This window comes from Agromyces aurantiacus (assembly GCF_016907355.1).
In the GTDB taxonomy this organism is placed as follows: Bacteria; Actinomycetota; Actinomycetes; order Actinomycetales; family Microbacteriaceae; genus Agromyces; species Agromyces aurantiacus.
On the sequence record NZ_JAFBBW010000001.1, the window covers coordinates 1,266,079 to 1,282,435 of the forward strand.

Annotated in this window: 20 protein-coding genes; 12 read left to right on the plus strand and 8 right to left on the minus strand. The window is 71.1% G+C overall.

What is annotated here, in order from left to right; translation table 11 throughout:
* Positions 1-80: 80 nt before the first annotated feature.
* Entirely contained in the window at positions 81-551 is a 471-nt protein-coding gene (locus tag JOD46_RS06040; protein ID WP_204392481.1) for an SRPBCC family protein, read from the minus strand.
* 70 nt (positions 552-621) lie between these two features.
* Here JOD46_RS06040 and JOD46_RS06045 point away from each other — a divergent pair, with 70 nt between their 5' ends.
* From JOD46_RS06045 to JOD46_RS06080, 8 genes are all read left to right on the plus strand, one after another.
* The gene (locus JOD46_RS06045; RefSeq protein ID WP_204392483.1) at positions 622-1,200 is read left to right on the plus strand and encodes a helix-turn-helix domain-containing protein; all 579 of its coding nucleotides are present in this window, start codon (positions 622-624) and stop codon (positions 1,198-1,200) included.
* Positions 1,200-1,784: a DUF6036 family nucleotidyltransferase gene (locus tag JOD46_RS06050; RefSeq protein ID WP_204392485.1), complete on the plus strand. Its 585-nt coding sequence runs from the start codon at positions 1,200-1,202 to the stop codon at positions 1,782-1,784. The genes JOD46_RS06045 and JOD46_RS06050 overlap by 1 nt, the downstream gene beginning before the upstream one ends.
* 88 nt (positions 1,785-1,872) lie before the next feature.
* Positions 1,873-2,697: a helix-turn-helix transcriptional regulator gene (locus JOD46_RS06055; protein ID WP_204392487.1), complete on the plus strand. Its 825-nt coding sequence runs from the start codon at positions 1,873-1,875 to the stop codon at positions 2,695-2,697.
* Positions 2,698-2,815: 118 nt separating this feature from the next.
* The gene (locus JOD46_RS06060; RefSeq protein ID WP_204392489.1) at positions 2,816-3,118 is read left to right on the plus strand and encodes a hypothetical protein; all 303 of its coding nucleotides are present in this window, start codon (positions 2,816-2,818) and stop codon (positions 3,116-3,118) included.
* A 161-nt stretch (positions 3,119-3,279) separates the two neighbouring features.
* On the plus strand, positions 3,280-4,152 hold the full coding sequence (locus tag JOD46_RS06065; protein ID WP_204392491.1) for an NAD(P)H-binding protein: 873 nt from the start codon (positions 3,280-3,282) through the stop codon (positions 4,150-4,152).
* 139 nt (positions 4,153-4,291) lie between these two features.
* A complete protein-coding gene (locus JOD46_RS06070; protein WP_204392493.1) occupies positions 4,292-5,494 on the plus strand; it encodes an MFS transporter in 1,203 nt (400 codons plus the stop codon).
* A gap of 89 nt (positions 5,495-5,583) precedes the next feature.
* Positions 5,584-6,057 carry an SRPBCC domain-containing protein gene (locus JOD46_RS06075; protein WP_239562600.1) on the plus strand — a complete coding sequence of 158 codons (474 nt, stop codon included), beginning with the start codon at positions 5,584-5,586 and terminating at the stop codon, positions 6,055-6,057.
* 31 nt (positions 6,058-6,088) lie between these two features.
* Complete coding sequence (locus tag JOD46_RS06080; RefSeq protein WP_204392497.1) at positions 6,089-7,066, plus strand: NAD(P)/FAD-dependent oxidoreductase; 978 nt, start codon at positions 6,089-6,091, stop codon at positions 7,064-7,066.
* Between the two features lie 169 nt (positions 7,067-7,235).
* Here the strand turns inward: JOD46_RS06080 and JOD46_RS06085 are convergent, their stop codons facing one another.
* The 3 genes from JOD46_RS06085 to JOD46_RS06095 form a co-directional block, all read right to left on the minus strand.
* Entirely contained in the window at positions 7,236-8,675 is a 1,440-nt protein-coding gene (locus JOD46_RS06085) for an HNH endonuclease signature motif containing protein (protein ID WP_204392499.1), read from the minus strand.
* A 153-nt stretch (positions 8,676-8,828) separates the two neighbouring features.
* The gene (locus tag JOD46_RS06090) at positions 8,829-9,635 is read right to left on the minus strand and encodes an SDR family NAD(P)-dependent oxidoreductase (protein WP_204392501.1); all 807 of its coding nucleotides are present in this window, start codon (positions 9,633-9,635) and stop codon (positions 8,829-8,831) included.
* Between the two features lies 1 nt (position 9,636).
* Positions 9,637-10,434 carry an alpha/beta hydrolase gene (locus tag JOD46_RS06095; RefSeq protein ID WP_204392503.1) on the minus strand — a complete coding sequence of 266 codons (798 nt, stop codon included), beginning with the start codon at positions 10,432-10,434 and terminating at the stop codon, positions 9,637-9,639.
* A gap of 139 nt (positions 10,435-10,573) precedes the next feature.
* Here JOD46_RS06095 and JOD46_RS18785 point away from each other — a divergent pair, with 139 nt between their 5' ends.
* From JOD46_RS18785 to JOD46_RS18500, 3 genes are all read left to right on the plus strand, one after another.
* A complete protein-coding gene (locus tag JOD46_RS18785) occupies positions 10,574-11,512 on the plus strand; it encodes a LysR family transcriptional regulator (protein WP_204392505.1) in 939 nt (312 codons plus the stop codon).
* A 147-nt stretch (positions 11,513-11,659) separates the two neighbouring features.
* On the plus strand, positions 11,660-11,863 hold the full coding sequence (locus tag JOD46_RS06105; RefSeq protein WP_204392507.1) for a DNA-binding protein: 204 nt from the start codon (positions 11,660-11,662) through the stop codon (positions 11,861-11,863).
* Positions 11,860-12,258 (plus strand): type II toxin-antitoxin system death-on-curing family toxin, encoded by a 399-nt coding sequence (locus tag JOD46_RS18500; protein WP_204392509.1) that lies wholly within the window; start codon positions 11,860-11,862, stop codon positions 12,256-12,258. Before JOD46_RS06105 ends, JOD46_RS18500 begins: the two co-directional genes overlap by 4 nt.
* Before the next feature lie 36 nt (positions 12,259-12,294).
* Here JOD46_RS18500 and JOD46_RS06115 read toward each other — a convergent pair whose 3' ends face one another.
* From JOD46_RS06115 to JOD46_RS06120, 3 genes are read right to left on the minus strand one after another with little or no spacing between them, the layout of a single operon-like run.
* Positions 12,295-13,074: a HipA domain-containing protein gene (locus tag JOD46_RS06115; protein WP_307834927.1), complete on the minus strand. Its 780-nt coding sequence runs from the start codon at positions 13,072-13,074 to the stop codon at positions 12,295-12,297.
* On the minus strand, positions 12,963-13,532 hold the full coding sequence (locus tag JOD46_RS18895; RefSeq protein ID WP_307834928.1) for a HipA N-terminal domain-containing protein: 570 nt from the start codon (positions 13,530-13,532) through the stop codon (positions 12,963-12,965). The genes JOD46_RS06115 and JOD46_RS18895 overlap by 112 nt, the downstream gene beginning before the upstream one ends.
* Positions 13,525-13,800, minus strand: a complete 276-nt coding sequence (locus JOD46_RS06120; protein WP_307834929.1) for a helix-turn-helix domain-containing protein — start codon at positions 13,798-13,800, stop codon at positions 13,525-13,527. The genes JOD46_RS18895 and JOD46_RS06120 overlap by 8 nt, the downstream gene beginning before the upstream one ends.
* Before the next feature lie 175 nt (positions 13,801-13,975).
* On the opposite strand from JOD46_RS06120, the gene JOD46_RS06125 reads away from it, so the two are divergent.
* The gene (locus JOD46_RS06125) at positions 13,976-15,568 is read left to right on the plus strand and encodes an ABC-F family ATP-binding cassette domain-containing protein (RefSeq protein WP_204392511.1); all 1,593 of its coding nucleotides are present in this window, start codon (positions 13,976-13,978) and stop codon (positions 15,566-15,568) included.
* Positions 15,569-15,690: 122 nt separating this feature from the next.
* Here the strand turns inward: JOD46_RS06125 and JOD46_RS06130 are convergent, their stop codons facing one another.
* Positions 15,691-16,242: a hypothetical protein gene (locus tag JOD46_RS06130; RefSeq protein WP_204392513.1), complete on the minus strand. Its 552-nt coding sequence runs from the start codon at positions 16,240-16,242 to the stop codon at positions 15,691-15,693.
* Positions 16,243-16,357 lie beyond the last annotated feature (115 nt).

Below are 16,357 nucleotides of genomic sequence, written 5' to 3' on the forward strand. Positions count from 1 at the left end.
ACTATACGCATCTATGTGCGTATTAATCCATAGCGTTCGGGAATTCGGAGCTTCGAGGGGCCTGAAGCGCGGTGGGGGAGCTACCCGATCTCCGCGGCGCCCGTCAGTCGGTCCTGCAAGATCGCCGCTCGCGACAACTGCACGCTGCGCGCCTGGCCCGCCGCGAAGCGCAGGAGTCCGAACGGAGCCCGCAGGTCGAGCTCGTCGACGACGTGCGAGCCGGCGCCGCTGGCGATGATGTCGAAGCGGTAGCCCATGCGCACCCAGCCGGGGCTGCGCACGTCGCCGCCGACGCTCAGACGGGTCGGATCGCCGTCATCGCGGCGCAGCGTCACGCGGATGCGGTTGTCGAGGTGACGGCCGAACGGCAGCGGGAAGCGCTCGACCGCGGTGTACCGCGTGATGCCAGCGTCATCCGCGTCGGCGATGTCGCGCACCTCGACGACCAGCGGCGACAGGCCGACGTAGTTGCGGGGCTCAGTGAGGTGGCCGGCGACGACGTCGGGCTCGGCGGCGAGGTCGAACTCGTGGCGGATGATACGGCGGGGCATGTGCGCTGCACCTCCTCTTGGCCTCTTGAACGAGGTATCATATTGTTTACCGAATCATAGAGGGTGAAAAATGACGGACATTGCCACGCTCGTCCGTTCGGCGCGTCGATCCCGCCGCTTCTCCCAGCGAGAGCTCGCGCGACGCGCCGGACTGTCGCAGAGTCGCGTCGCGATCGCCGAGAACGCACACGAGGATCCGCGATTCGATACCGCGAGCCGGCTCCTCGCCGGGGCGGGTCACCGGCTCTACGCGGCGGCGACCACGCGCGACGATGTCGCGACGATCGCCGCCGACATCAGGTACGCGCTCGCACGTGACGACCGGGGGCTGGCATTCCGGTTCTTCATTCAGATGAATGACCATCTGGTAGCGGAGCGTGGGCTGCTCCGCGGCATCCTCGCGATCACCGAGCCAGAGTCGACCGGTTCGAAGACGTGGGACGCCGCGATCGCAGCGCTGGTCGACTACCGGCTGAGCCAAGAGGGCGTGCCTGCTCCGACCTGGACCAGCGCGGCCACCCGGCACCTCGAGCGCGCGCGGCCCCTGGCCGTCGACCCCGCCGACCCGGTTCCACCGCGGGCGGAGGTCCCGGCCGAGTTCCTCGATCACGGTGTGTTGGTCTGGCGCGACTCCTTGGAGAGCGTGTGATGATCCTCCTCGACCGAGGCGACCTCATCGAAGGACTGCGCGAGCTCGTCGCAGAACTGCATGCTGCCGGCGACCCGGTCGGACTGCGCATCGTCGGCGGCGGTGCGCTCGCGTTGCGTCACTTCGAGCGGCGCACGACGGTCGACATCGACGCAGTGAAGGTGAGCCCAGGCGACGAGGCGGCCGTGATCGAGGCCGCCGAGCGCATCGCGCAGCGGCGCGGATGGCAGCCCGACTGGCTGAACTTCAAGGCCTCTCAGCTCGCGCCGTGGTGGGGGCGCGAGGTCCGGTGGGAGGCGATCCATCAGGACGATCTGGTGACGATCGAGGTCGCTCCTGCCGACGCGTTGCTGGCGATGAAGCTCAAGGCCAGCCGACCTGGTCGCGACACCGACGACATCCGGCAACTGCTCGCCGTCTGTGGCATCGACTCGGTCGAAGCCGCCGACGCGCTCTTCACCGAGTTCTTCCCCGGCGACTCGCTCACCGACCGCGCCTGGGGGATGGTCGAACGCATCCTCGCTGCCGGCCCGCTCGTACCGCCGATCGCACCGTCGCCGCCGAATCTCGATCCCGGGGTGTAGTGCGCGTTCCTCTGCCCGGATAACCCACCAGTACAGGCTGCCCCCGTGCCCCCGGCCGTCCGCCCGGCGCGCGAGTAGGATCCGCAGCATGGCTCCCGGCGACAACGAGCTCGGCGCATTCCTGCGCGCTCGCCGCGCCCGGGTGGATCCCGAGGACGTGGGGCTCGCGGGCGGCGTGTCGGGGCGACGGGTGGCGGGCCTTCGCCGCGAGGAGGTCGCGGTGCTCGCCGGCGTCAGCGCCGACTACTACGCCCGACTCGAGCAGGGTCGCGAACGCAATCCGTCGCCGCAGGTAGTGGAGGCGATCGGACGCGCGCTGCGGCTCGGGCCCGATGCACGCGGGCACCTGCTCCGACTGGCGGGCGTGAACCCGCGCATGGGCGCCGACCCGCGGCGCGAGCGCGTCCATCCGGCGCTCCTCGGCTTGCTCGAATCCTTCCCGAGCGCGGCGGCGTACGTGCTCGGGCCGGCGTTCGACGTGCTCGCCGCGAACGCCGTCGCCGACGCGTTGCTGTCCCCCTTCTTCCCGGAGCGCAACATGCCGCGGATCCTGTTCACCCACCCGGCGGCGCGCGACGTCTTCGCCGAGTGGCCGGCCGTGGCCCGGTCGACGGTTCGCGCCCTGCGATTGAACTCGGGCCTCTTCCCCGACGATCCCGCGATCGGCGCGCTCGTGGCCGAGCTCGACGGCGCCTCGGCCGAGTTCCGCGCGCTGTGGTCCGATCACGAGGTGGGCGGGCTCGATCGCGCCCTCAAGGTGTTCGTGCACCCCGTCGCCGGGCGCATCGAGCTGACCTACCAGACCTTCGACGTGCGGGATGCGCCCGGCCAGCAACTCCTCGTCGGCACGCCCGAGCCGGGCAGTCCGAGCGAGCAGGCGCTCGTCTTCCTCGCCGCCACGACGGGCGCCTGAATAGGCCCCAGACAGGGTGTCGCACACCTCGGCTGCGGCGGCCTTCCGCGATCGGCCGTGCGGGTCCATCGTTGATGGGGCCGCCGTGCGGGCGGCCATCGTGGAAGGAACGAACCCCATGCCCCAGATCCTCGAGATCACCACGCTCCGTCCGGCGCCCGGACTGACCGCGGCCGACTTCGTCGCCGCGAACGCCGACATCGACGAGTACCTCCAGCGGCAGCCCGGCTTCCAGTGGCGGCGCATCGTCGAGCGCGGCGACGGCATGGTGGTCGACATCGTCGCCTACGACAGCATCGAGCACGCGGAGCGCGGCGCCGAGGGCATCACCGGTGAGATGGCCGGGTCGCCCGTGCACGCCGCCATCGACCACAGCACCGTGGACTGGCAGTTCACCACGGTCGTCCACTCGATCGGCTGAGGTCCTGCCCGGCGTCGTCCGGGAATCGCCGGGGCGTCACGACGGTTGTCGCGAGTGCGAGCGCCGATCCACCCGCGACGACGGTCCAGACGGAGGCGTCGGCACGCCTGGGCGACATCCAGATCGGATGGCGCAGCAGCGCCCGCACGAAGGAGAACCCCATGTCCCAGCTCCCCGACTCCGCCGACCTGAAGCCCGTGCTGCTGATCGGCGGGACCGGCAAGGTCGGCAGCCGCCTCGCGCGGGCGCTGCTCGCGCGAGGTCAGCGCGTGCGCGTCGCGAGCCGCAGTGGCGGCGACGTCCGGTTCGACTGGCGGGATCCCGACACGTACGACGCCGCGCTCGCCGGGACGGGCGCCGTCTTCGTCGTCGGCCCGGGCTCGGCGACCGACTGGTCGCCGCTCCTGCGCGACCTGCTCGATCGGGCTGCCGCCGCGGGCGTCGAGCGCGCCGTGCTGCTCTCGGCGCGCGGCGTCGAGTTCCTGCCCGACGGCGCGGTCGACCGTGCCGAGCGCGCCCTGCAGGACGGGCCCGTGGCGTGGAGCATCGTGCGTCCGTCGCACTTCGCCCAGAACTTCACCGAGGCGATGTTCGTGCCGGTCGACGGCAGGGTGGTCGCACCGGTCGGCGATGGCGCCGAGCCGTTCGTCGACGTCGAGGATGTCGCGGAGGTCGCCGCGACGCTCCTCACCGAGCCGGCATTCGACGGCGAGATCGTCGAGGTCTCCGGACCCGAGGCGGTCGACTTCGCCGAGGCCGTGTCGCTGCTCGGCCGCGCCGCCAGGCGGGAGATCGCGTTCGCCGACGAGTCACCCGAGCAGCACGTCGAGCGCCTGCGCGCCGCGGGCACGCCCGAGGGCTACGTCACATGGCGGATGGCGATGCTCGGCGGCATCCGCTCCGGGGCTGACGCGTACGTCAGCGACGGCGTCCCGCGGGTGCTCGGTCGCCCCGCGACCTCGTTCGCGGCCTGGGCCGAGCGCGAGGCGGGCGTGCTCGCGCCCGACGGAGACCGCCCGGGCGCGGCGGGGTAGGTCGCGCCGGACCGGTGCTGCGGTGGCTGCGGTCTGCCCCACCACCGCGCGCCGGGTCATCGGGCGAATTGCAACTTCGGGGTTGCGTTCCCCTCGGCGGTTGTGCAACCTTTGGGTTGCCACAACCGAGGAGACCACCATGACACCAACCCCGACCCCCAACCCGCGACCCGTGCTCGCCGTCCTGTTCGCCGGCTCGTTCGTGATGGGCTGCGCCGAGATGCTCGTGGTCGGCCTGATCGACCTGATCGCCGCCGACCTCGCCGTCTCGGTTCCGGCGGCGGGCGCACTGCTCACCGCGAACGCGCTCGGCCTCGCGATCGGGGGACCGCTCCTCACGTTCCTGACGACCCGGTTCGACCGGCGCCGCGTGCTCCTCGCCGCGCTGGCGACGTTCGTCGTCGCCAACGCGCTGCCGGCGATGCTGGGCGCCGACTACGCGGTGTTCGTCGTCGCCCGGGTCGCCATCGGGGCGGTGCAGGGGCTGTTCATCGCGGCCGCGATGATGTCGGCGACGGCGGTCGTTCCGTCGGAACGCAGCGGTCGGGCGATGGCCGTGATCATCACGGGGTTCGCGATGTCGAGCGCGTTGGGCGTTCCCTTCGGGACGCTGCTGGGCCAGGCCGTGGGATGGCGCGGCGCATTCGTCGCGGTCGTCATCGCCGGTCTCTTCGTGCTCAGCCTCGCCACAATCGTGCTGCCCTCGGTGCCGACGCCGGCGGGCAGCGGAGCGCTCGGCCAGGCCCGGCACGCGTTCGCACCACGCGTGCTCGCCGTGCTCGCCGTGAGCACCCTCACCTTCGCCGCGATGCTGGCGGCCATCACGTACCTCGTGCCGTTCCTCGGCGAGGTGACGGATGTCGCGGGGCCCGCGGTGACCCCGTACCTGCTCGCCTACGGCGCCGCGACGGCCATCGGATCGTTCGCCGGCGGACGGTTCGCCGACGCGAACGCCGCCCGGGCCCTCATCGTCGGCGCGATCGGCGTGACCGTCTCACTCGTCGTGCTCCTGCTCTTCGGGTCGAGCCCGTGGCTCGTCGGCGCGGCCGTCTTCTCGATCGGGCTGTTCGGGATGGCGACGGGGCCGTCGATCCAGCACCGGGTGGTAGCGCTCGCGGGGCCGGGCGCCCCGCTCGCGTCGTCGCTCCCCGCCTCGGCGGTGAACGCCGGCATCGCGTTCGGCGCGTTCGCCGGCGGGGTGGCGATCGACACCGGTGGTGTCCAGCTCGCGGTGCTCGCGGCCTCCGTCATCGCCGTGGCCGCGGTCGCCGCCGCGTGGGCGACGAGCGCGCTGAAGCCGGCCGCCGCGACATCCGTCCCCGCCTCGCTCGCCGACCGATGAGCGCGCCCGCGGGCGCGCGTCGGCCGACGCATCCGCATCCTGCACCCGACCCACTGCACTCACCTCACGAAAGGAACACCATGGACCGCATGACCGACAACCCCGCCGCCGTGATCGACGACGGCGCGTTCACCGTGCGCCGGAGCGTGCACATCAACGCTCCCGTCGAGAAGGTGTGGGGCGCGGTCACCGACCCCGCGCACATCTCCGCCTGGTTCGGACAGGCCGCGTTCGAGGGGGCCGGCGCCGGTGCGCGCGGAACGCTCACCTTCGCGGGCGACCACGTCGTGCCCATCCGAATCGAGGCGATCGACGAGCCGCGCATGGTCTCCTACCGCTGGGCCAGCGGCGATGCGCCGCAGGACCGCGCGGCGGAGCTGGCGCCCGAGCACTCGACCGTGTTCACGATGACGCTCGAGCCGGTGCCCGACGGCACCCGGCTCACGCTCGTCGAGACCGGCTTCGAGCACCTGGCCGACCCGGCGGCGCACCTCGAGGACCACCGCGGCGGATGGAACGGCGAACTCGACAAGCTCGTCGCGCTGTTCGAGGACGGCTCGTGATGCGGGTCTTGGTTCCCGTGCTCGCCTGCCCATGACCCTGAACGCGAGCGGGGAGGGGGTGAAGGCCAGCACGGGATCCGTCCGGGAACGAGCCGACGTCGTCATCGTCGGCGGAGGGCCTGCGGGCCTCAGCGCCGCGGTGTCGCTCGGTCGTGCGCGTCGACGTGTGGTCGTGGTCGATGCGGGCAGGCCCAGGAATATGACCGCCGCGCACATGCACGGGGTGCTCGGTCACGACGGGCTGTCACCGCTCCGGCTGCTCGAGCTCGGCCGAGCCGAGGCGGCACGGTACGGCGTGCGGCTGGTTCGCGGCGAGGTCAGGGCAGCGCGCGTCGATCGCGGCGAGATCGAGGTGGATGCTGTGGGCGGAACGTTCCGCGCCCGTCGCCTCCTCGTCGCGACCGGACTCGACGACGAGCTGCCGAGCATCCCCGGGATGCGGGAGCAGTGGGGGAAGGGCGTCATCGTCTGCCCGTACTGCGACGGCTGGGAGCACCGGATGGACGTCATCGGCGTGATCGCGACCTCGCCTCGCAGCGTCGACCAGGCGCAGCTGCTCCGACAGTGGTCGGACCGCGTCGTCTACTTCTCGAACGTGGTCGGCACACCGTCGGCCGACGAGGTGGTGGCGCTCGCGCGGCGCGGCATCCGGGTCGAGCCGGGCCGGGTCACCGGCATCCACTCAGATGGCGACCGGGCGACCGCGGTGGCGGTCGACGGGCGCACGGTCGCCGTCGGCGTGGTCTTCACGGGGCCGACGCTGCGCCCGCGCGATGCCCTGCTGCGGTCGCTCGGCGCGGCGACCACGAATGGCACGACCGGATCGTGGGTCGATATCGACGACGATGGGCGCACCTCGGTGCCGGGAGTATGGGCGGTCGGGAACGTGGTCGATCCGCGCTCGAACGTCCCGGTCTCCCTGGGACTCGGCTCGCTCGTCGCCGGCGCGCTCAACGCGGACCTCGTGGCCGACGACATCGCCAGCGCGCTCGCGAACCCGGCGATCTGAATGGAGCCGGCCGGTCGCTCGGCCGTCCGTCTGCGTCAAGGCGCCGCTGTGGTGCACGAGGCGTGGGTCGACGGCGGGCGGCTCTTCGGTGCGCGGCCGCGGTGGTCGCCGCGGATGCCGGCGTCGTGCTCCCGCACCGACGCGAAGGGCCGAGATCATGCAGGCGAAGTCATGCCGCCGCGGCGTCGCGCAGCTCGAACCGCGCCCGGCCGCCGAGGCGGGGCGCCTGGGCGGGGTCGATGTGCGGTGGCGGGATGAACCAGATCTCTCGCGGTCCGGGCCGAATCTGCCAGCCGTCGCGGTGGATCATGTGGTGGCAGAAGCTGCAGAGCATCACCCCGTTGGAGAGGTCGGTCGGGCCGGCGTCGCGTTCCCACCAGTCGATGTGGTGCGCCTCGACGTAGCCGATGTTCTGCCCGCAGGAGGCGCAGCCGCCGTCGCGCTCGCCGAGTGCGAGCCGTTGCGCCTTCGTGAAGAGGCGCGCGGCTCGTCCGAGGTCGAGCGGCAGGCTCTCGCCGCCGAGGACGGCGGGAACGAGCTCGGCGTCGGCGGCCATGCGGCGGGCGGTCGCCGCTGAGATCGGCTGGTCGAGTCCGTCGATGCGCGCGTGCCCGAGCCCGCTGACGAGCGCGTCGAGGTCGATGCGCACGACCACGGTGGTCTTCGCGAGCGGTGGCGCCGTCTGGGTGCAGCCGAGCGTGTGGCGGGCCAGCGCGGCGAGCGCGTCGGCCTGGATCTGCGGAATCGATCGGTGATCGTCGACGACCGCCATGGGCTCGCCCGGCTGACGTCGTCGCAGCGCGTCGCTGACCAGCGCCTCGATCGCGGCCTTCACCGGTGCCGCGCTCTCGGGATCGAGCCGCGCGTGCAGATGCACCACACCGCGCCGGTCTTCGCGCATCGTCAGCGAGCGCTCCATTCGGAGTTCGTCTTCCCGCGGCTCCACCCCGTCGGGGTCGAGCCGCGCCTCGGCCTCGCGAACGCCGCGCATGAGGGTCTCGAGCGGCACGCGCGCGGCGAGGTCGACGAGGGCGCGCTCCACGACCTCGGCCCTATCGGCCTCGGCGCGCACCGACGCTCGCTCGAGCATGGTCGTGATCGCGCATGCCGCCTCGATGCTGATCGTCGCCGACTGCAGCGCGGCAGCCACCCGCGGGACCCGCGCCGGCGTCCGCTCACCGCTGAAGGTCTGCCGCTCGGCCGTGGCGACGCCGACGGCGATCAGTCGCTGCGCGTCGGCGCGCGACCCGCCGGTGGCCGCGGCGACGAGCCGCACCGGATTATGGAAGCCGTGCGCCTTCGCGAACCCGACCTCGCCGAACTCGGGCCCGGACCGCGCGGCGACCTCGGCAGCGACCCGCGCGAACGCCGCATCGACATCGCGCCGTACCCTCGCGAGCGCGTCGACGACCTGCATGAGCCCGGCATCGCTCATCTGCTCGGCCTCGACCTGCGCCGAACCGCGGATGGCGCCCCACGCCGGCATGGCGCCGACCCACGCCTCGCGAAGCGCCGCCACGTCGCGCTCGAGCGCGACCAGCGCGCCAGGCGCGCCCGACACCGATGACGCCGCCGGGGCGTCGGGTGCGAGTCGCGGGGGCTGTTCCATGACTCCATCCTGCAGGCACCCACTGACATCCGATCGCACGAGAAATCAGCGACGATCAGGGATTCTGCCTGTGGATGAATCGCCCGAACGGACGCCTGTGGAGGAGAAATGGCCTGGGCGCTCGGCCCGTCGGCCCCAGCTCCGGACGGGGTCTCAGAGCTCAGCCGTGAGCCCGCCGTCGATGACGAAGTCCGCTCCGGTGATATTGCCGGCCACGTGGTCGCTCGCGAGGAACGCGACGAGCGCGGCGACCTCCTCGGCCGTCGTGAACCGGCCCGTGACCATGGATGCCTCGGCACCCGCGACCACGTCGGCCCGCGACGTCCCCGCCCCCGCCCCGTCACCGGCCGCCGCCGAGAACGTCGCCGCCACGCCGCCATCACCGAGCCAGAGGTCGGTCGCCACCGGCCCCGGGCTCACGGTGTTGACCCGGATCCCGTCTCGACCGACCTCCTTCGACAGCGCCTTCGAGAAGTTCACGAGTGCGGCCTTCGCGGCGCTGTAGTCGATGACGGCGGGATCCGGCAGCTTCGCGTTGACCGACGCGACGGTCACGACGGCGCCGCGGCCGGCCGCCCGCATCGGCGCCAGGGCGGCTCGCGTCATCCGGATCGCCGTCAGCGCGTCGAGCTGGAATGTGCCCATCCATTCCTCGTCGCTGACGGACGCGAAGCCGCCCGTCCGCGGGCGCACCCCGCCCACGTTGTTCACGAGGATGCCGAGCGTCCCGAGCCCCGCCGCCCGCTCGACGAGCGTTGCAGCGACGGCCGGATCCGTGAGGTCCGCGGCCACCGGCACCACCGCCCCGCGCTCCGCGAGCTCCAGCAGCGCCGGCGTGAGCGTGCGGGAAGCGGCGACCACCCGTGCACCCTCGGTGACGAGCGTCGAGGTGACCGCGAGCCCGATGCCCCGGCCGGCACCCGTGACGATCGCGACGGCGCCGTCCAGCGCGAGATCCATGTCACAGCCCCTGGGCCTTGAGCCACGCGAGCACGGCGTCGGCGACTTCGCGCCATCCGCTGTCGATCGTGAGCGAGTGGCCGCGCCCCTCGAACTGCTGGAGCTCGTTGACCGTCATGGCATCCCGGTACTGCTTGAGCGTGGAGCGCGTGACGACATCGGGAACGGTGTGGTCGGCGGTGCCGGAGATGAGCAGCAGCGGACCACGCGGATGGCGCTTCGTGTCGACCGCGGCCGGCGAGTGCATCTGGAAGTTCGCCGCGGCGGCCTGGAACAGCGGCCGGGCGGGCGACGGGATGGTCCACCGGTCGTACAGCGCGTCCGATTCCTCCTCGCTGACGGCGTTGCCGAACCCGTACCGGAATTGCGGCTTCGTGAGCGACACCGACTTGTGCAGGTTGGCGGGGTTGCCGAGCGCGGGGAAGCCCGACCGCAGCTGTGCGAGCGGCAGCGGCAGCACGCCCTTGATCTGCGCAGGATCGATCGCGACGGCCCCGGCGCCGATGCCCTCGCCGAGCAGCTTCTCCGCGATCAGGCCGCCGAACGAGTGTCCGATCAGGATCGTCTCGTCACCGAGACGGCCCACGACCTCCGCGAAGTGGGCGGCGACTTCGTCGATGCCCAGGTCGGCGACGGCATCAGGATTCGCGCGCGCGCCCTCCACGGTCTCGGCCTCGTTCGGCCATCCGGGGGCGACGGGGTCGTACCCCGCTGCGCGGAACACCTCGACCCACGGCGCCCAGCTCGTGGCGTGCAGCCACAGGCCGTGGATGAAGACGACGGGACGGTTCTCGGCCATGATCAGGCTCCTTGTACTCGGGGGACAGGACCAGCACACACCCGCCGCATCCGTCTCGTCCAAGACCGATCGGACGCAGATCGATAACCGGTCTTGCATGGATCGCGGAGGACGGGCACGCTTCGGGGAGGAGGAGCGGATGGACCTCGATCTGCGATCGGTGCGCTACTTCGTCGCCGTGGCCGAGGAACTGCACTTCGGACGCGCCGCGGCGAAGCTGCACATCAGCCAGCCCGCGCTGTCGAAGCAGATCCGCCGCCTCGAGTCCGACCTCGGCTTCCGGCTCTTCGCACGCGACAGCCGCCACGTCGCGCTCACCGCCGAGGGCGTGCGATTCCTGCGCGATTCGCGGGTGCTGATCGCGCAGGCAGAGCGGATGACGCGTCCGGACGATCGCGGCATCCGCATCGCGCACATCTTCGATCTCGACGCGAGCCGGGTCGTGGCCGACGCCTTCGCGAAGCGGTTCCCGACGGTCCCGGTGATCGCGAGTTCGATGGACAGCCGTCGCCAGTTCGACGCGCTGCTGAACGGACAGCTGGATGTCGCGATCCTCCGCGTCACGCCCGCCATGACCGCCGATCACCCCAGCGGGTGGTCGCACCGCCTGCTGCGCCTCGAGCCGTTCTGGCTCGTCGGCCGGCCCGGGGACCCGGCGGCGGAGGCGGCTTCGCTCTGGGACCGCCCGCTGGAGGTCTTCGGGGATCCGACGGGGTCGGCCCTCTTCAACGTCCACGGCCAGTACCTCGCGGCCCTCGAGCACCGTCTCGGCACGTCGTTCCGCTGGCTCGGCAACCCGGGGACGTTCAAGCATTGCCTGGCACGGATGCGTCGGTCCACGGATGCGGCGTACCTCCTCGAGTTCGAGTCGTACGCGCTCCGCTACCGCCAGAAGGGCATGCCGATCCACCGCCCCGAAGAGCTGCAGCCCCTCTACCCGTGGTCGATCGCGTGGCGCGACGAGCCGCTCACCCCCGCGGTCGCCGGCTTCCTCGACGTGGCCGCCGAGCAGTCCGCCGAGCGGGAGTGGCTCTACCCGGAGGGGGTCGGCCCGGCCTGGCAGCCCGACGGGGCCTGACGGGCTCGAACATGCTCAGCCGGTTGAACGCAGCAGGGCGGCAGGGGATCTTCCCCATCCGCCGTGCCGTCTCGATCGGCGCCTCCCGCACTCTGGTATCACCCTGATACCAAACGGTACGATGGTGGTCGACGGAAGGACGGCGCCATGGCGATGACCCTGCGACTCGACGAGGCTCACGACCAGCTCCTCGAGGTCCTGGCTGCGAAGTTCGGGCGCTCGAAGACCGAGGTGGTGCAGATCGCGCTCGACGACCTCGCGGCTCGTGCCGACAAGTCCGCCCGCACGCGTGCGGCCTTCGATCGCGTCCGTTCCCGCGACGCCGAACTGCTCGAGCGTCTCGCCCGGTGAGCGCGGGACGCGAGGTCGAGTACCTCGACCCCGAGGACGTCGAGGCACTGCTCGACGACGAGGGATTCCACTTCAAGGACGGCGCCCGGGGCCGCAACCTCCTGCTCTCGGCTCTTGCCGCGCCGATGCCCGTGTTCGGCGAGGAGGTGCACCCGACGCTCGACGAGAAGGCCGCGGCGCTCCTGCTCGCGCTGATGCGCAACCATCCGCTCGCCGACGGGAACAAGCGGCTGGCTTGGTTCGCGACCGTCGCGTTCCTCGAGCTCAACGAACTCGACCTCGTGGTCGATGACGTGGCCGAGGCCGACAGGTTCCTCCGCGAGGTCGCAGCGGGTGCGGCCGATCTCGACGAGGTCGCCGCCTGGGTCCGCGCCCGCATCCGTCCGCTCGCGTGACGGTGCGGCCGCGATGGGCGGACGGGATGCCGCGCATTAGACCGCTGGCGACCCCACCGGTCGGCCCGCGAGGAGGTTCGCCACGAACCCGGCGAGGTCGCGCCGCAGCCCCGAGTACGCGGCGGGATGCGGCGTCTCCGCGTCGATCACGGCGGCGATCCGCTCGAGCGTCGGCCGCACCAGCCCGCCGGCCGCCGCCGACCACGACCCGAGCTGCGTCTCGAGGTCGTCGATGGTGAGATCGGCGTGCCGGTACACGCTGTTCACGGCGAACGCCATCCGCCCGTCGTTCGGTTGGTGCCGCAGCGGCACGGTGTCGTAGGCGGGCGCGAGGGTCGTCGGGGCGTCGAACGGATGCAGCAGCGCGAGGTTCTTGGCGTGCAGGTCGACGTTGCCGATCGCGACGGCGAGCACGACCATCCGGGCCAGCCGCTCGACCGAGTCCCGCCCGGCCTGCGCGCGCACCAGCGAGTGGAACCGGTCGAGCGACGCGTCACCACCCTGCTCCTGATACTTCTGCGTGCGCGGGATGCCGAGCGCCTGGCACAGGTCTTCCTGGTGCACCCGCCCGGTCGGGGCATCCGTGGCCCGGTCGTAGCGTTCGATGACGAGCGCACGGATGTCGCCGAACTCCTCGATCCACGTGTCGTACTCGATGAGGCCGAGCACGCGGGCGATGCGCGCGCCGTACTCCTCGTCGAAGATCATCGTCGGGTACCGCGCGACCTCGGGCTTGAGGATGTGGGTCGACGGGAAGCCGTCATGCACCCGGTGCCATCCGTCGTCGATGCGGGCGAGCACGACCTTCGGCTGCACGCCGTTGAGCGAGGTCTTGCCGGTGGCGCGGTCGTTGCCGAGGGGGAGTGCGGCGGGACTCTGCAGCAGGCGGCCGATGCCGGCGTCGTCGATCGGACTGGTGAACGGCGTGCGCGGCTCGCCGGGCGCGGCCGGGTCGTAGATCTGCAGTGCGCCGGCGACGTCGCGGCCGTAGTGGGCGAGCAGCCCAGCACGTCGTATTCGGGCAGGCGCGCCTGCGCCGCGAGGTCGGCGAGCAAGTCGCCCTCGGGGAGCAGCTCGGCGAAGAAGTTGCGTCGCCGCGCGACCTGCGAACGGTTCCCGAACGGCACCAACGGCACGGAGGTCGACAGCTGGGTGCTTCCCAGTCCGAACCGTTCGATGGCGCTGCCGGATGCCTCGAAGTCGAACCGTCGCCAGTCGGCACCGACGAGGCGGCCGACCTCATGGCCGTAGAGCTCGACGGTGAGCTCAGGCATTGCCGTCGCCACCGTCCGGGCCGGCCGGCTCGTCGAGCTCGGCGTAGAGCCGCACGCCGGTCGCCTCGAGCATCGCGAACAGCCGCTCGGTGAGCTTGCCGGGCTTCCCCGCTTCCATCTCGGAGACCCAGCGCTGCGTGAGCCCGAGCTCGGCGGCGAGCTCGCGCTGGCTCAGCCCGCGCGCGAGCCGGCCCTGCTGGAGCATGAGGCCGAGGGTCTCTGCGTTGGGCACACGACCGCGGTAGCTCATGAGCGGGCTCCGTTCCACTACGAATTCGTAGTCAAACTATACGACTACACTTTCGTAGTCAATGGGTCATGACTACGTTTTCGTATTGCCGCTCGGGAACTCCGCGGTCAACGTCCCTCCGCACCGTGAGGTCGCCCGCGGGTAGGGTTGGCCGAGTCCGGCCGCCGGCCCGCACCCCCCCCGAAGGACCCCCGTGAGCCTCATCCGCTTGAACGACGTCAGCATGCAGTTCGACGGGCGCCCGGTGCTCCGCGAGGCGTACCTGAGGCTGCGCCGCGGCGACCGGGTCGGGCTGATCGGCAAGAACGGCACGGGCAAGACGACGTTCCTCGAGCTGGTGCTCGGGCGGCGCGAGCCGTCGGGCGGCACCGTCGACGTGACGCTCGGCACGACGATCGGGTACTTCTCGCAGTTCTCCGAGCTGGACGGCGAGCAGAGCACGTACGCGACGCTGAGCGCCCACTTCACCGAGGTGCACGAGACGCAGGCGCGGCTCGACGAGATCGGCCACGCGCTGGCCGAGCCGATGACGGATGCCGTGATGAGCCGCCTGCTCGCGGAGCAGGGCGAGCTGTTCGAGCGGATGGACCGCATCGGCGGCTGGACGTACGAGAACACCATCGACACGGTGCTCACGAGCCTCGGCTTCGACGAGGAGCGGCGTCACCTGCCGGTCGACCGGTTGTCTGGCGGATGGCGCAACCGGGCCGCGCTCGCGCTGATCCTGGTGCAGGCGCCCGACGTGCTGCTGCTCGATGAGCCGACGAACTTCCTCGACCTCGACGGGGTGCGCTGGATCGAGAACTGGCTGCAGGGGTTCGCCGGCGCGCTGCTGGTTGTGTCGCACGACCGGCAGTTCCTCGACGGGGTGGTCGACCGGATCATCGAGATCGAGAATTACCGGCTGCAGGAGTACGAGGGCAACTACTCGGCGTACGTGCATGCGAAGCAGTCGCGGCTGAAGATGCTCGAGCGGCAGTTCGCGCACGAGGAGGAGCTGCTGGCGTACGAGCAGGCGGCATCCGCTGCCCGCCGTGAGGCGGCCCGGAACCCGTCGAACGCGGTCGCGCGCCGGCTGGCCGACATCAAGAAGCGGCAGGCGCCGCGCCCGATCGACCGGATCATCACGGGCATCTACGACGGCCTGCGGGTCTCGAACGACCTGCTGACCGTGACCGGCCTGGCGAAGGGCTTCAACGGTACGCCGCTGTTCGAGGGGCTCTCGTTCGACCTGCAGCGCGGCGACCGGGTCGCGGTGGTCGGCTCGAACGGGTCGGGCAAGTCGACGCTGCTGGACGTGCTGACCGGTGAGACCGAAGCGGATGCCGGGACGGTGCGTTGGGCGAAGGGCGTCAGGTTCGTCTCGTACAACCGGGTCTACGCCGAGCTGGACGTGGACGACACCGTCGGGCACTCGGTGAACGCGTACCCGGATTCGCTGGCGTTCACGGCGACGAAGAAGAGCGTGAACCGGTTCCTGTCGATGCTGCAGTTCTCGGAGGCCGACCTGCAGCAGAAGATCGGCACCCTCTCCGGCGGCCAGCGTGCCCGCGTCGCGATCGCCCAGTGCCTGCTCTCCGGCGCCGCCGTGATCGTGCTCGACGAACCCACCAACCACCTCGACATCACCTCCACCCAGGTGATGGAGCGCGCGCTCACGCACTTCCCGGGCGCGGTGATCGTGGTCTCGCACGACCGGTTCTTCGTCGACAAGCTCGCCGATCGGCTGCTCGTGTTCGACGGCGGGCCGCGGGTGCGAGAGACGGCGGCGACAGGGGCGCTCTGACAGCGCATACTCGATTAGGGCCGGTTCCGGATGCCGCGGGAAAACGGGATCCGAGCCGAAGCGAAAGCATGCGCCAGCAGGAGGATCCGCCGTTCGCGTGCTCCCAGGCGCAGGGACGCGCTCTAATGCCCGTTCTGGCCGTTGGCGATGTAGTGAACCTCATTGGGGTCTCTGATTCGCACGCCATTGGCGTAGGTCGCGCCGCCAGCTTCCGTCCAATGAACCTCGACATAGTCACCGACCCGAAGCCCTACCCCGAATCCGTGCATGGTCCCAGTGAACAGATCATCGCCGATGAGCCAGCTCTCTTTCTGAATCAGCTCTTCGCTATCACCATCCGGCTGATCCGATTCTTCCGCTCCAGCCTGTGGTGCCTTCTCAACGAACCGCATGCGAACAGCCCACGTGACCCTGACGGCGGGCTCGTGCCGACGGATTAGCCACCACATTCTTCCGGGTCCGGGATGAAGCTCAAGCGCCTGTGCCTCGAGCCGCGCGGCCTCGTTTGCGGCTCGCTTGAGCCGGTCAGCATTCCACGCGCGGTATGCGAGAACAAGCGTCACTACCACCGCGGCAACTGTCCCCAGAGCGGCAATGGCGTTGACGATCAGGCTCGGCCAGTCATACGCCTCGGTCGGGCGAACATGATGGTGATGAGGGTGAGCGAAGATCACGAGCCGAGGCTAGCTCAACCGATGCGCGCTCAATGGCGGTTTACGCACACCGGCCTGCCCGACCAGCCTTGGGCACCCGCCCCCGCGTGCATTCCCGGATGACCTCGAACGCGAG

Coding starts and splice junctions, on each gene's coding strand:
- JOD46_RS06040 (WP_204392481.1), bottom strand. CDS start 551: ATGCCCCGCCGTATCATCCGCCACGAGTTCGACCTCGCCGCCGAGCCC.
- JOD46_RS06045 (WP_204392483.1), top strand. CDS start 622: ATGACGGACATTGCCACGCTCGTCCGTTCGGCGCGTCGATCCCGCCGC.
- JOD46_RS06050 (WP_204392485.1), top strand. CDS start 1,200: ATGATCCTCCTCGACCGAGGCGACCTCATCGAAGGACTGCGCGAGCTC.
- JOD46_RS06055 (WP_204392487.1), top strand. CDS start 1,873: ATGGCTCCCGGCGACAACGAGCTCGGCGCATTCCTGCGCGCTCGCCGC.
- JOD46_RS06060 (WP_204392489.1), top strand. CDS start 2,816: ATGCCCCAGATCCTCGAGATCACCACGCTCCGTCCGGCGCCCGGACTG.
- JOD46_RS06065 (WP_204392491.1), top strand. CDS start 3,280: ATGTCCCAGCTCCCCGACTCCGCCGACCTGAAGCCCGTGCTGCTGATC.
- JOD46_RS06070 (WP_204392493.1), top strand. CDS start 4,292: ATGACACCAACCCCGACCCCCAACCCGCGACCCGTGCTCGCCGTCCTG.
- JOD46_RS06075 (WP_239562600.1), top strand. CDS start 5,584: ATGACCGACAACCCCGCCGCCGTGATCGACGACGGCGCGTTCACCGTG.
- JOD46_RS06080 (WP_204392497.1), top strand. CDS start 6,089: ATGACCCTGAACGCGAGCGGGGAGGGGGTGAAGGCCAGCACGGGATCC.
- JOD46_RS06085 (WP_204392499.1), bottom strand. CDS start 8,675: ATGGAACAGCCCCCGCGACTCGCACCCGACGCCCCGGCGGCGTCATCG.
- JOD46_RS06090 (WP_204392501.1), bottom strand. CDS start 9,635: ATGGATCTCGCGCTGGACGGCGCCGTCGCGATCGTCACGGGTGCCGGC.
- JOD46_RS06095 (WP_204392503.1), bottom strand. CDS start 10,434: ATGGCCGAGAACCGTCCCGTCGTCTTCATCCACGGCCTGTGGCTGCAC.
- JOD46_RS18785 (WP_204392505.1), top strand. CDS start 10,574: ATGGACCTCGATCTGCGATCGGTGCGCTACTTCGTCGCCGTGGCCGAG.
- JOD46_RS06105 (WP_204392507.1), top strand. CDS start 11,660: ATGGCGATGACCCTGCGACTCGACGAGGCTCACGACCAGCTCCTCGAG.
- JOD46_RS18895 (WP_307834928.1), bottom strand. CDS start 13,532: ATGCCTGAGCTCACCGTCGAGCTCTACGGCCATGAGGTCGGCCGCCTC.